The organism is Putridiphycobacter roseus (genome assembly GCF_003234935.1).
Classification (GTDB): Bacteria; Bacteroidota; Bacteroidia; order Flavobacteriales_D; family Crocinitomicaceae; genus Putridiphycobacter; species Putridiphycobacter roseus.
Genome location: NZ_QKSB01000009.1, coordinates 12,574 through 26,973 on the forward strand (window position 1 = coordinate 12,574; position 14,400 = coordinate 26,973).

Annotated in this window: 11 protein-coding genes; 10 read left to right on the forward strand and 1 reads right to left on the reverse strand. The window is 32.7% G+C overall.

Annotated elements, in window-relative coordinates; all coding sequences use genetic code 11:
• Positions 1-54 precede the first annotated feature (54 nt).
• The 3 genes from pth to DNU06_RS13310 all read left to right on the forward strand — a co-directional run bounded on the left by pth (position 55) and on the right by DNU06_RS13310 (position 1,827).
• Entirely contained in the window at positions 55-618 is a 564-nt protein-coding gene (gene pth / locus DNU06_RS13300; RefSeq protein WP_111063982.1) for an aminoacyl-tRNA hydrolase, read from the forward strand.
• A 146-nt stretch (positions 619-764) separates the two neighbouring features.
• Positions 765-1,148, forward strand: coding sequence for a hypothetical protein (locus DNU06_RS13305; protein ID WP_111063983.1), 384 nt, complete (start codon positions 765-767; stop codon positions 1,146-1,148).
• Entirely contained in the window at positions 1,141-1,827 is a 687-nt protein-coding gene (locus DNU06_RS13310; RefSeq protein WP_111063984.1) for a DUF2490 domain-containing protein, read from the forward strand. The genes DNU06_RS13305 and DNU06_RS13310 overlap by 8 nt, the downstream gene beginning before the upstream one ends.
• Before the next feature lie 3 nt (positions 1,828-1,830).
• Here the strand turns inward: DNU06_RS13310 and rnr are convergent, their stop codons facing one another.
• A complete protein-coding gene (gene rnr, locus DNU06_RS13315) occupies positions 1,831-3,963 on the reverse strand; it encodes a ribonuclease R (RefSeq protein WP_111063985.1) in 2,133 nt (710 codons plus the stop codon).
• A 74-nt stretch (positions 3,964-4,037) separates the two neighbouring features.
• Here rnr and DNU06_RS13320 point away from each other — a divergent pair, with 74 nt between their 5' ends.
• Genes DNU06_RS13320 through DNU06_RS13350 form a run of 7 tightly spaced genes read left to right on the forward strand, consistent with a single transcriptional unit; the run spans position 4,038 to position 14,398 of the window.
• Positions 4,038-4,550 carry a ferritin gene (locus DNU06_RS13320; RefSeq protein WP_111063986.1) on the forward strand — a complete coding sequence of 171 codons (513 nt, stop codon included), beginning with the start codon at positions 4,038-4,040 and terminating at the stop codon, positions 4,548-4,550.
• Positions 4,551-4,601: 51 nt separating this feature from the next.
• On the forward strand, positions 4,602-5,144 hold the full coding sequence (locus DNU06_RS13325) for a YfiR family protein (RefSeq protein ID WP_111063987.1): 543 nt from the start codon (positions 4,602-4,604) through the stop codon (positions 5,142-5,144).
• Positions 5,141-6,031, forward strand: coding sequence for a tetratricopeptide repeat protein (locus tag DNU06_RS13330; RefSeq protein ID WP_111063988.1), 891 nt, complete (start codon positions 5,141-5,143; stop codon positions 6,029-6,031). Before DNU06_RS13325 ends, DNU06_RS13330 begins: the two co-directional genes overlap by 4 nt.
• 8 nt (positions 6,032-6,039) lie before the next feature.
• Entirely contained in the window at positions 6,040-7,848 is a 1,809-nt protein-coding gene (locus tag DNU06_RS13335; protein WP_111063989.1) for a SpoIIE family protein phosphatase, read from the forward strand.
• A gap of 2 nt (positions 7,849-7,850) precedes the next feature.
• Positions 7,851-11,729 carry an adenylate/guanylate cyclase domain-containing protein gene (locus DNU06_RS13340; protein WP_111063990.1) on the forward strand — a complete coding sequence of 1,293 codons (3,879 nt, stop codon included), beginning with the start codon at positions 7,851-7,853 and terminating at the stop codon, positions 11,727-11,729.
• A gap of 40 nt (positions 11,730-11,769) precedes the next feature.
• Positions 11,770-13,644: a stage II sporulation protein M gene (locus DNU06_RS13345; RefSeq protein WP_111063991.1), complete on the forward strand. Its 1,875-nt coding sequence runs from the start codon at positions 11,770-11,772 to the stop codon at positions 13,642-13,644.
• Entirely contained in the window at positions 13,637-14,398 is a 762-nt protein-coding gene (locus DNU06_RS13350) for a hypothetical protein (protein ID WP_111063992.1), read from the forward strand. Before DNU06_RS13345 ends, DNU06_RS13350 begins: the two co-directional genes overlap by 8 nt.
• Positions 14,399-14,400: the final 2 nt, after the last annotated feature.

Here is a 14,400-nt window from a genome sequence, read left to right on the forward strand (position 1 = left end):
TTTTTAAAAAAGGTGATTACATTTGTAATCACCTTTTTTTGTATACCCAAACTTATGAAATACCTAATTGTTGGCCTCGGAAACCCAGGCGCAAAATATGAAAACACCAGACATAATATTGGCTTTAAAGTACTCGATCATTTAATTGGGGACAGTGAAACTACATTTGAAACTGAAAAATTAGGAGAAGTTGCAAAATTTAAATTCAAAGGGAGAACCCTCATCCTTTTAAAACCATCTACTTTTATGAATTTAAGTGGAAAAGCAGTAAATTATTGGATGCAAAAAGAAAAAATCACACTGCAAAAACTACTAATCGTGGTAGACGATATAGCCATTCCATTTGGAAAATTACGACTAAAAGGAAAAGGTAGTGATGCAGGACATAACGGTTTAAAAGATATAAACCTAGTGCTAAACACAAGTAATTACTCCAGACTAAAATTTGGTGTTGGGAACGATTTTCATCCAGGACAATTGGTAGAATATGTTTTGGGCGAGTGGCCTAAAAATGAAAAGGAAATGTTACCAGAAAGAATGGATGCAGCGGTTGCAATAATAAAGGCATTTACTACCATTGGATTGAATAAAACCATGAGTGAATTCAATAATAAGTAACTATCCTCTTAAAATGGTCTTGAATCCAATTTAAATCCGAATAATTTTTACTGTCGTTTTTCGTTAATTAAATGTAATTTCCACGTCCTTTATTAATATAATGTTAATTTTAAATTAAATCAACTATTAATATATCGACGTAATCCATGAAATACCTTATCTATCTATTGTCTACACTTGTACTTCTTTCCTGCAATAAAACAGAAGGAGAAGGTGGATTTGCTACTATAAAAGGCACTATTGTTACCTACGATCTTAATTCAGCTGGTGAATTAACCGCAACTTATCCTGCTACAGATGAAGATGTATATATTATTTATGGCACGGAAGACAATACGTACAACGATAAAACTACTACTAGTTATGATGGCAGCTATATATTCACTAACTTAAATAAGGGAACTTATACCTTGTATGTATATTCACAATGTGACACTTGTTTAAGTGGACAAAATGCCATTACTAAAGAGATACTGATTACCGATAAAAAGGAAGTATTCGATACTGGCGAAATCATCCGTTATGATTAAACACACCTGTTTTATCTGCCTATTGCTAATAAGTCAATATGGTCATGCGCAAACGCAAGATGCTAACTTATGGACAGGCATAAGCGTAGAATCAAAATTATTGAAGAATTGGTCAGCAAGCATTGAAGCCCAAAGTAGATTTAACCATAACATTTCTACTTTAAAATCTACTTTTACCGAAATTTCAACCTCCTATAACCTTATTAAACCGTTTGATATTGGCATTGGCTACCGCATTAGTCGAAAAGAAAAAGATCCCAATTTTCAAATAGACAACCGTCTCTTCATTACCCTTAAGTATAAGCAGCCTCTTTTTTCAAACAAGGACTTAACCTTAAAAATAAGATATAAATATCAGTTTGATTATAATCGGTTAACCGCAGTCAACGAATACATTAGTCCGAGCTATGCCATGCAGCATAGATTCAAATACGAAATAAGCTATGCTTTTAAAAGAATACAACCTTTTATTGAAAACGAATGGCTTTTCGATCCATACTACGCCAACAAAAACTTTTTTACCGTAAGAATTAGTCCTGGGTTCAGTTATAAAGTGAATAAAAAATGGCAAATTTCATTTAAGTACATTCAAGAAAGAAATTACCAAGAGAGCCTAGAAAAAAACCACATTTATAGCTTTGGCGTAAACTATAAATTAAAAGGAAAATTACTTAAGTAAACCTTATTCTACTAGCTTAAGATCAATTTGTTTTCTTGTCAAACTTACCTTTTCAATGACTACACTAACGGCATCTCCTACATTAAACTCTTCACCATAACGAGCACCAATTACAGAAAATTTCTTTTCATCAAAATAATACTTGTCATCTTTCATGGATTTTATCTGCACCATACCTTCACAATTCAAGTCGGTCATTTCTACATACATTCCCCATTCTGTGATACCAGTAATTTTCCCAGAAAAAGATTCTCCAATTTTGTCTTTCACATAAAATGCTTGGAAAAACTTTTGAGAATCACGCTCTGCATTGACTGCTCTTCTCTCGGTTTGAGAAATATGTAAAGCAGTATCTTTAAGACCTGGATGTTGTTGGTTTTTATGGTGAATAGTTTCAAATAATATTCTGTGTACCAACAAATCGGCATACCTTCTAATCGGAGAAGTAAAGTGGGTATAATAACTAAAACCAAGACCGTAATGCCCTATGTTCTCTGTTTCATATACTGCTTTTGACATACTTCGAATGGCCATACTTTGAATCATAGAAAAGCTAGGTTCGTCTTTCATTTCTTGAAAAACTTTATTCATTTCAAGTGCTATGTCTTTTTCATTTTTATACTTGAACTCTTTTCCAAACTTCTGTAAGAAAACTCTAAATAGCTCTACTTTTTCCTTATCTGGCTTATCGTGAATTCGATAAATAAATGGAATTACATGTTTATGTGTCTTGACATCTCCCACATACTTTGCTACTTTTTTATTGGCTAAAAGCATAAACTCTTCCACCAATTTATTAGAGTCTTTAGTTATTTTCTTGTAGGCGTTAATAGGTGCACCCTCTTCGTTTAATTCAAACCTTAATTCTTCGCTTTGAATCTCCAAAGCACCATTATTCAACCTTTCTTTTCTTAAAATTTTAGCAAGTCCGTCAATGGTTAATAAAGCTTTATCATGTTCCCCTTTACCGCTTTCAATTACTTCTTGTGCTTCTTCGTAGGTAAACCGTTTATCTGAACAAGTAACTGTTTTTCCAAACCACTCATTAAGCACTTTACCATTTTTATCGATTTCAAACATGGCAGAAAATGTAAACTTATCCTCATTTGGACGCAAAGAACAAACGCCATTTGACAGATGTTCTGGCAACATAGGAATTACACGGTCAACCAGATATACAGAATTCCCTCTTTTATAGGCTTCCTTATCCAGTTCAGAACCTGGAGAAACATAATGACCCACATCTGCAATATGCACCCCAATATGAAAATTCCCATTCTCTAAAAACTCAAGAGAAATCGCATCATCAAAATCTCGCGCATCCACGGGGTCAATGGTCATGGTTAAAACATCACGTAAATCTTTACGTTTATCTATTTCAGATTGGTTAAGTGTAGTAGAAATTGCTGCTGCTTCCTTTATTACTTCATCTGGAAAGACAAATGGGATACCATTAGAAATAAGTATTGCTTTCATTTCCGCCTCATTCGATTCTGGTCTACCAAGCACTTCAATTATCTCACCAAAAGGATTTTTAGCATCATCTGGCCATTCTAATAATTTTACAATTGCTTTATAACCAGATTTAGCGCCATTCATTTTAGAAAGAGGCACAAATACGTCGACATCAATTTTTGGATTATCGGGAATTAAAAAGGCAAATTTATCATTAGCTTCTATGGTTCCTACCAATTGTTCATTTGCACGCTCAATGATATCCACAACTACGCCTTCTTCATTTTTTTTATTCTTATTTTTTCGTTTCAAAATTTTTACGGATACTGTATCACCGTGTAAAGAATGATTAGTGGCTTTAGGAGCGATATAAATATCGCCATCCTCTGTTATAACATAACCTGCGCCTCTACGTGTAAATTCAATTCTACCTTGTTTTAACTTTGCCGTGTATGTACTTTTAAATTTTCCTTTTTGCATCTCTTTTAATAATCCTTCTTCACTTAGTTCCAATAATATGCCATAAATTAATTTACGATCAGCAGCTTGATTTTCATTTAATAACTCTGCGATTTGTTTATAATTAAAAGTCTTTCTAGGTTCTTTTTTATAAAGGTTAATGATGGCTGATTTCAAAATTCCCTTTTTTTTCCCAGGCTTGTTTTTTGTAGTTTGATTCATCTAAAAAATATTCTCTCTAAAATTAGGTATAATTTAGGTTATGGGTTAAATTTGTAAGACAAAATATTACAAATATGCCAGATAAAGAAATAGAAAAAGCCTTAAACTCACAAATTCAGAAAGAAGCAAATTCTTCACAACTATACCTATCCATGGCAAGTTGGGCAGATCAAAATGGATTGAGTGGTACGGCACAATTTCTTTATGCGCATTCTGATGAAGAAAGACTACACATGCTTAAGTTAGTTAAATTTATCAATGAGCGTGGCGGAAAAGCCAAAATTCCAAAATTAGACACACCAAAAGATAATTTCGAATCGTTGGAAGAGTTATTTATTGATTTGTTAAATCACGAAATAATGGTGACTAATGCCATTAACGAAATCGTACACATTTGTATTCAAAAGAAAGATTACACCACGCATAATTTCATGCAATGGTTTGTTGCTGAACAACTTGAAGAAGAAGCTTTAGCAAGAAACGTATTGGATAAAATAAAATTAATTGGTAACGATAAAGGTGGTCTTTACTTATTTGATAGAGACATAGTGAATATGGTAACGACAGAAACACCTGGTCAAATTTAAAAGTTTGGCATTATTTTAGTAAGTTAGGGCTTGGAATTATATTAAAGCGATTTGAATTTAAAGATATTTATATTATCCATTTTTTCATTATTTATTTTCACTTCTGTAAATAATCAGACTGGTGATAGTAAGTTTAAGGACACGCAAAGTGTGCTTAAGGCCTTATACTTATATAACTTTGCTTCATTAGCCGATTGGCCTTCTAATTATAAAAAAGGCGACTTTATTATTGGCGTGTTAAGTAAAGACAATAAAGTTTACTTAGAGCTAAAAAAGAAGTACGAAGAAAAAAGGATTGGTGGCCAAGATATCAAAATAGTAAAATATGCTAAGATCTCGGAAATAGATAAGGTAAATTTATTATTTTTAGATAAATCTCAAAGCAGTTTAATAAATTCTGTGAATGAAAAAATTAAATCACAGAGTACTTTGTTAGTAACTAATCGAACTGGTTATTTAAATAAAGGAGCAGTCATTAATTTTGTAGAAATAAATAATAAGCAATCCTACGAAGTGAATGTCCGTAACGCAAAAAAAAGAAAATTGATTCTAGCATCAAAACTTATTGAATTGGCCATAAAAAAAATTGAATGAGATTATTATTTTACATATCATTATTTGTGCTGGGATTTAGACCGCAAGTTGGGCATAGCCAAACCACAAATTATCCGTTAAAGGCATATGAGTTCTATCAAAAGAAGGACTTTGTTACTGCCAAAATATGGATTGATTCTGCTTTGCAGTTCAACCAAATAAAAACGGATAAAGTATGGTTTATTCGTGGATTAATATACAGAGAATTAGAAAGTACAACTGAAAATAACACCAGATTAGTCGCTTTAGTATCCTTAAGTAAAGCAAAAAATCTATCGACTGACGCTGCATTGCTTAAACAGATAAACATTGTTACGCAAAACACAGTTATGAAGACCTACAATGAATCCATTGATTTATTGAAAATGGGAGAATTGAACAAAAGTGAAGCCCGCTATTTAAAGTATAAGGAGCAATATTTAATGTACAATAACCCAACCTATAATTTTGATCAACTAGACATCATGTATTTTAATTCATTGGGGTCTGCTTGGCAAGCGAATAATGAATTAGCGAGTTTTACAGAGCAAGAAAAGCAATTAAATATTGCTGTAGAAAAGTTTCAAAAAACCTTACATATAGATCCAGAAAATTATGATGCCAATTACAACATTGGCGTAGCCTATTACAATTTAGGAACTGATATTATCATACATCTTGATCCACTTTCACCATTAGATCGCATAGAAGAATTACAAATTACCGCATTAAGACTTTATAAAAATGGCTTACCATTTTTAATGAAAGCCTACGAATTAGATCCAGAGAATCCACAAGTTATCGAAGGACTTAGAAATATTCATCACGCAATGCAAGATGAAGAAAAAGAAAAGTTTTTCAAACTATTATATGAGCAGGTAACGGGTAAAAAATTAGAAAACGACTAATCTATCCTATGAAGTTCAAACTTACAATCGGTAAAAAGATCGGCCTTGGCTTCGGGATATTAATCATCCTGATTATGGTCGTTTTTGGTGCGACTTATTTCGCAGTTAACAAGGGGGTTAACACTTTCGAGCAAAGTAAGGAAATGAACAGTGTGTTGGTAAATGTCATCACACCTTCTAAAGAAAAAATAAGTGCATTAAGACTAATAATTAAAGACTCAAAACAATATGCAATCCAATGGGTTTCTCAACAAACCAAAGAAGAAGAGCCTTTTAAAGTACAACTAAAGTCCATCATGCAAAACAAAATTCCTGATGCGGTTAAGGATATCAAACTACTGTCTAGGAATTGGTCAAATATTGAAAACTCACAATTATTTTACGAAGTACCCCCTTTGATTGACAGTTTGCTTATAAGTTATGAAGTCATAATGACTCACTTACCTGATTTTGCAAGTTATGATGACATATTTGCCATGTTTTATGCCGGACCATTGGTTGACCAAAACGGACCAGTGAGTGTTTTAGCTTCCTTAATTGATACTAAATTAAGAACATTACAAATTAATTTTGAAAACCAAGAGGAAAAACTATTGGATGACAATTCAAAATCCTTTAATGTGGCTACTGAAACTTTTTCAAAGTTAAACTTCTATTGGGTCTTAGGTGCACTTTCCATTATCTTGGCCACTTTAGTTGCCATATTTACTACTAAATCAATAGTTACTCCTGTCCGATATCTTAAAAAAATACTTTTAGCTTTAGGAAAAGGTATAATACCTAACCAATCTGCCAGGGTGAGTAATGATGAGATAGGTGAAATGTCGGATGCCTTAAATCACCTGGTCAGTGGACTTAAAAAAACCACTTCCTTTGCACGAGACGTTGGACAGAGTAAGTTTGACTCACTTTACAAACCGTTGAGTGATAAAGATGAATTAGGTCACGCCTTACTTGTCATGAGAGATGAGTTAAAGGAAACCGAAAGAAACTTAGAACGTAAAGTAGAGGAAAGAACAGAAGAGGTTGTAAAACAAAGAGAGAAGGTACAAGAGTTGTACAAGGACGTTAGAGATAGTATTGTTTATGCGAAACGTCTTCAAAATTCAATTTTACCAACCCAAGAAAAAGTAAAGAGTATTTGTCCACAATCATTTATTCTATATAAACCTAAAGATATTGTTTCTGGCGATTTTTACTGGTTCGAAAAAATTAATAATAAATCTATTTTTAGTATAGTAGATTGTACTGGTCATGGTGTACCGGGTGCATTTATGAGTTTATTAGGTTCTAATGGTTTAAACTCTGCCTTAAAGGAGGGAAAACTCAGTCAACCTGCAGCTATGCTGGATTATTTGAATAAAAGCATATTTGAATCCCTTAATAAGAGTGACATTACTAACGAAGTAAGGGACGGCATGGATGTCGCTTTGTGTGCAATAGACCACGATACGTTAGAATTGGAATACTCTGGCGCAAATAATCCGCTATACATTATTAGAGATGGGGAGTTCATTATCATCAAAGCAAATAAAATAGCGATAGGTTCCTTTGCACCAGGGGAGGCAAATTTTGACAACCATAAAGTACAATTACAAAAAGGAGATTCTGTATACATTTTTTCAGATGGTTATCCTGATCAATTTGGCGGACCAAAAGGAAGAAAATTAATGTACAATCGTTTTAGAGAATACCTATTAGAAATAAGTAACAACCCCATAGAGTTGCAAGGAGAATTATTAAATACTAGATTAATGGCTTGGCAAGGAAAAATGGATCAGATAGATGATATTCTTGTGATTGGTTTAAAAATTTAAGCATGAAAAAAGTATTTCTTTTTACGGCTTTAATATTCCTAAATTTTTTATCCCATTCCCAACAAAGTGTAAAGTTTGATTCTTATGGCATAGAAGACGGACTATCACAAAGCCATGTCACCAATATTCTAGAGGATAATTTTGGTTACATATGGATGGCCACGCAAGATGGATTAAACCGATTCAATGGGTATGAATTTGCAGTTTATAAAAACAAGTTAAACGATTCCACTTCAATTCCAAATAATTACGTGCATTCTCTAATTAAGGATGCACACGGAACACTTTGGTTTGGCACCAATAGAGGAATAGGAAGTATCAACCCTTTGAATGGGAAAATATCAAAAATCAATAAACAGACCTATCCAAAATTAAAAGGCTATATTTTTACCAGTTTAGCAATTGACAAAGGCAATAACATTTGGGCTCTTTCTGAAAAAAACGGTATAAATGTAATTAACACTACAACAAAAACTGTTAAAAACATTTCTGCCATTCAACGTTCTACTGACTTCAGTACCATATATATTGACCCTAGAAATAAACTATGGCTAGGTAATAAAAAAGGCGAAATATTTTATGCGGATTATCCATATGATAACTTTGCAAAAATTCAAGCGCCTGATTTTTTAATTACTGGTGAAATTAACAAATTTTATTTTCATAAAAACAATATAATAGTCTGCACTACAGCTGGTGTATACAGTATAGATCAAAATTATACAGTAGAGAATTTTTCGAAATTTGCGGCAATAAATTACCAAAATTTTACATCCATTTACATTGAAAGTGACCACAAAATATGGTTAGGCACCAAAGATTATGGCTTATATTTATTAAAAGATAATTACACCTTAAAACCAATACTTTACCAGTATTCTACTAACCCTTACAACCCATACAGTTTGTGTGATGATCACATCAACACCATATTTTCTGACCAATCGGGTAATGTTTGGATAGGGACTGAAAAAGGCGTTGCAAAATTCGACAAATACAAACAAGGTTTTATTACAGTCGGTATTAATAACAATTCCGATCAAGGGCTAATAGATCAAAATGTTTGGTCGTTCAGTGAAGATACGCAACACAAAATTTATGTAGGCACAAAAAAGGATTTAACCGTATACCATCCTTACAAAAATTTATTCTCGCATTATTATCGCCCAGAAAAAAATGAGCACTATTTGATGAGTATTTATCCAGAAACGCCAACAAAAATATGGTTAGGTTATGACGACGGTTTATTTCTTTTAAATATAGAAAGCACTAATGACTATACTTTTACGAAAATTGAATTTCAAGAAAATACACTTGATCAATCTATTAGAGTCTATCAAATAAAACCCTATAAAGCGGGTAAATTATGGATTGGAACGCGTTCTGGTCTAAGCCTAATAGACACAGAAACACAAAACTATAAATTTTACCACCCTTCCAACCTTAGCTATAGCATTGGTGATGGTGCTGTTAAAGTAATATATAAAGATTTAAAAGGAAACTTTTGGTTTGTCACGAACAATGACGGCCTATATCAATTAATTATAGAATCCAATAATGAATTATTTATACCGTTTTTAACCAATAGTGAAATAGAAACGAACAGTCACATCACTTCCATTCTTCAAACTGACACTAACAATTTATGGTTAGGAACCTATGGTGAAGGTTTAAAACTTTTAGATCTTAAAAAAGTTACCATCACTAATTATACCGAATCGAATGGACTAGCAAACAATGTCGTTTATGGCCTGTTATCAGATGCAGATAAAAACATTTGGATCAGTACAAATAAGGGATTATCAAAATTTAATCCGGAAACGAAAACATTTCACAACTACACGACCAACGACGGACTTTCCAGCAATGAGTTTAATACTAATGCATTTTTCAAGTCATCTGACAACAACCTATATTTTGGTGGAATAAAAGGTTATATGAAATTTAAAGCCAACGACATTAAAAATAACCCTATCAAACCTAAGGTGGTTATTTCTAATATAACCATACATAATAAACGAAAAAACTCCAGTCAAAAAGAAATTGTGACGCACAACTATAGCGATACCCTTTCATTAGTCCTTCCCTATTATCAAAATGACATTTCATTTGAGTTTTTTAGTTCTCACTATTCCAACCCAGAAAAAAATTCCTACAAATATATATTGGAAGGTTATGATGATGATTATACCTTTTTAGACGACGACAACAAAGTGCATTACATGAATCTTTCTCATGACGAATACACTTTTAAGGTTTACAGTAAAAATCCAGATGGGGTTTGGTCTGCTAGACCTGCAAAAGTTAAGATTAAAATCACACCACCTTTTTGGTTAACCTGGTGGTTTATTATAATATGTTTAGGTGTTTTTCTTATGGTTATACTATACATCTACCAAATTAGAGTTGCACAAATAAGAAGACAAAAGATAAAACTAGAACTAGAAGTTGTAAAAAGAACTAGAAAAATTTCAGAACAAAACACCCAAATTATAGCCCAAAACACCCAAGTTGAAGAACAAAAAGAAAAGATTGAATTACAAAAAGAATTAATTCAAAAAGAGAAAGAAAAGGTAGAAGGGATATTGTTAAATATATTACCTGAAGGAACAGCTGCTGAATTAATTAGTAAAGGAAAATCCAAGGCAAGATATTATAAAAGAGTTACCGTAATGTTTACTGATTTTGTTGGCTTTTCCAAAATTGCTGAAAACATGAAGCCCCAAGAATTGGTTCGTCAATTAGACAGCTACTTCACTAACTTTGATAAAATCATCAGTCGTTTTGATCTAGAAAAAATTAAAACCATTGGTGATGCATACATGTGTGCTGGTGGCGTACCCATAAGAAATAAAAGTAATGCCATAGAAGTAGTACTTGCAGCATTAGCCATTCAGAGCTTTATGTTGGACTACAATGCCAAACTAGAAGAAAAAGGTAAAGAGTCTTGGAATATTAGAATTGGAATTAATACGGGAGAAGTTACCGCGGGAGTAATTGGACAAAAACGATTTGCTTATGATATCTGGGGGTCCACTGTTAACCAGGCCCAAAGAATGGAGATGCATGGGGAGCCAAATACGGTTAATGTATCTGGTAACACTTACGAAATTATAGCACCTTACTTTTTATGTACCTATAGAGGTAAAATTCAAACCAAGCACAATGGTACATTAGACATGTATTTTGTAAATGGTATAAAACCAGAATTATCGGTAGATGGTGCAGGTCTTAAACCAAATAAAAAATTCTGGCAAATAGTTGACTTGCATATTTATAGTTCTATTAACTATATGAAAGCAGAACGGCACATTATGAAAGTGTTAGAAGATGAGTTATCGGACAAGTTATACTACCACAGTATAAAACACACCAAAGATGTAACTGAAGCTGCGGAGCGAATAGCTTTGATGGAAGGTATTACGGATGAAGATTTATTCCTACTCAAATCAGCGGCCAGCTACCATGATGCTGGTTTTGTTGAAAAGTATGATAAGAATGAAGAAATTGGTATGCGAATGGCACGTGAAACTTTACCAAAATATGGTTATACACAGCAGCAAATTGATGTTATTGATGGTTTGATAAAAGCAACAGAAATACCTCAAAGTCCGAAAACATTACTCGAGCAAATAATGTGTGATGCCGACTTAGACTACTTAGGTCGGGATGATTTTCATGTAATTGCTGACCTATTAAGGTTAGAATTAAGAGAACATGGTGCTATAGATTCTGACAGAGCTTGGGATGAAATACAGGTGAAGTTTCTTACCCAACACACCTATTTCACAGGTTCAGCTATCCGTTCTAGACAAAAAAAGAAACTCAAACATTTAGAGGAAATTAAACAGAAATTAAAAACTTATAATTATAAAGATTAAAAGTCTTATTTTTTAAAGGATAATTAATAAATTTAAAGTTGTGAAAGAAACAACTTTTGTACAGCAAAACAAGGAAAAGTGGAAACACTTTGAAAGTTTGTCAAAATCAAAAAATAATGACCCGGATGAAATTTCGGAATTATTTACAGAAATTACAGAAGATTTATCGTACGCCAGAACATTTTATCCTCGACGCTCTGTAAGGATTTACTTAAATCAATTGGCACAAGGTGTTTTTACATCACTATACAAGCAAAAGAAACAACCTATCCGAGGATTTTTTACTTTTTGGAATCAAACGGTACCATTATCCTTATATCGAGCAAGAAAGAATTTATGGATGGCATTTTTATTCTTTACTGCAGCTATATTATTGGGTGCTATTTCACAACACTTTGATAGTTCTTTTGCGGAAATTGTACTTGGAAAATCCTATTTAGAAGCTACAGAAGATCGCATAGCTGCGGGCAATCCTATGGGGATTTATGGAGAAAGTGAAGCCGTAACCATGTTTCTTCAGATAACCATTAACAACATTCAAGTCGCCATTTTAGCATTTGTCCTAGGTATTTTCTATAGTTTTGGCACCTATTACATTCTATTGAGTAATGGCATTATGCTGGGCGCTTTTCAATGGTGGTTTTATGCAAAAGGCTTATTATTGACTTCTTTTATGGCCATTTGGATACATGGTGCGTTCGAAATATCTGCCATTGTAATAGCTGGTGCCGCAGGTATTACACTAGGAAATGGCTTGCTTTTTCCTAAATCATTTAACCGACTACAATCCCTAGTATTCTCAGCAAAACAAGGATTTAATATATTAATTAGTCTAGTCCCTGTATTTATTTTGGCTGGTGGACTTGAAAGTTTTATTACCAGATATTATCAATCCATTCCGCCATTTTTAAATTGGTTTATCATCCTTGGCTCCTTTAGCATCATTTTAATGTATTATGTAATTTATCCCGCAAAGGTGGCTAAGAAATACCCCGACAAACTGACCCTTTCTGAACCACCAAGAAAATTACCTAAACGTAAAATAAGTCTACACAGCATACGATCTTCAGGACAAGTGTTTACGGATGCCATATTTACTTTTATACAAAAAGCGAATTCCTACACCACTTTTAACCTTAAATTACTTACCCTTCCTATTCTAAGTATTTTAATATGGACCATTTATCAGGACAGTATCCATCTGACATTTTTAAATGACTGGGACGAAAACTTTGCCATATATTTTGGGTTGATGCCACACCTCTCCATTTTGAAATTTATCAGTTGGTCTATCTTAATCACATTGGTTTTAAACTATTCAATATATATCAGCTTATCACAACAGCCCATAAACCTAATCATTTATCTAAAACAAGCTTGGTACAGTTTCTTTTGGCAGTTTATATTGGTAAGCATACTAATGGTAACATTGATTTTCTTTAATTGGTTTTTCTTCACCTTAACCTTTATATTCTTTGGATTTATATTTCTGTTAACCCCAGTAATTATTCAACAAGAAAGCGTAAATTTATTTAAAGCCATTAATAGTACCTTTACCCTCATAAAAAAATCATACGGACAAGTATTCGGTTTATCAATCTCCATTGTCATTATCTCCATCATCTTCTTTTTTATATTCCACAATCCATTTGGTTATGGTATTATGTATATTCTAGATGATTTTTTAGAACAATTATTATTGGGCAATACCTCATTCACCTATCCTATAATCAATACCGTTAATGTATTTGTTTATGCCATTTTTATCAACTACATCTTACAAGTGGTATATATAAATGCCTACTTCTTATACTATTCTTTATTAGAAAAGAAAGATGCTAAAAATTTAATGGAAAACATAGATACCATTGGAAAGCGCAGTAAATCATTTGAAACAAGTATGGAGTATGATTAAGTTTATATCCATATTTCTAATCTGTTTAACCTATTATAGTTTTGGGCAAGAATTGTATCCCCATAAATTAGATGAGCAAAAATTATCTGAACTACAAAAAACGATCCAACACCAGACAAAAAAACCAGAACGTTGGACATTTGAAACAGATCAAGAATGGCAAGATGCCGTCAAAAAATTTGATAAAAACAAAAGGGGATCTAGCAAAGAAAAAGCTAAAGGATATGAATCGAAAGAATATACGACACCCGAGACCAACAAATCACCCAGCAACTACGAATTGCCTAATCTAAAAATAGGTCCAATTACCAAAGTCATTATTTATGTTGTATTAGGTGCTTTACTAGTCATCTTATTGTATTATTTATTTATTAATTCAAATTACAAATCAGTTGGAAAGAAATATACCCCCATAGATTTGGAAGAAATAGCCCCATCTGAAATTACAACAACGGCATTAGAAAGCATGCTAACTGCTGCCATAAAAGAAGAGAACTATAGAAAAGCTATCCGTATTTACTATCTTTTTATCATTAAAGATTTGGCCGATAAAAAATGGATACACTGGGAAAAACAGAAAACAAATAATCACTATTTAATGGAAATGTCTACTAAAAAAGAATATGCCCATTTCAGTACTGCTGTCACTTATTTTGAATTCATTTGGTATGGCAAGAGAAAGATTACCGTGGCACAATTTGACATCATTAAACCTCATTTCACCAAGCTATTAAAAGCTTTAGACATTAAATAATA

Bases quoted from the DNA above. Each gene is read 5' to 3' on its own strand.
- DNU06_RS13320 (WP_111063986.1), top strand. From the start codon at position 4,038: ATGCCAGATAAAGAAATAGAAAAAGCCTTAAACTCACAAATTCAGAAA.
- DNU06_RS13310 (WP_111063984.1), top strand. From the start codon at position 1,141: ATGATTAAACACACCTGTTTTATCTGCCTATTGCTAATAAGTCAATAT.
- pth (WP_111063982.1), top strand. From the start codon at position 55: ATGAAATACCTAATTGTTGGCCTCGGAAACCCAGGCGCAAAATATGAA.
- DNU06_RS13350 (WP_111063992.1), top strand. From the start codon at position 13,637: ATGATTAAGTTTATATCCATATTTCTAATCTGTTTAACCTATTATAGT.
- DNU06_RS13340 (WP_111063990.1), top strand. From the start codon at position 7,851: ATGAAAAAAGTATTTCTTTTTACGGCTTTAATATTCCTAAATTTTTTA.
- DNU06_RS13330 (WP_111063988.1), top strand. From the start codon at position 5,141: ATGAGATTATTATTTTACATATCATTATTTGTGCTGGGATTTAGACCG.
- DNU06_RS13335 (WP_111063989.1), top strand. From the start codon at position 6,040: ATGAAGTTCAAACTTACAATCGGTAAAAAGATCGGCCTTGGCTTCGGG.
- DNU06_RS13305 (WP_111063983.1), top strand. From the start codon at position 765: ATGAAATACCTTATCTATCTATTGTCTACACTTGTACTTCTTTCCTGC.
- rnr (WP_111063985.1), bottom strand. From the start codon at position 3,963: ATGAATCAAACTACAAAAAACAAGCCTGGGAAAAAAAAGGGAATTTTG.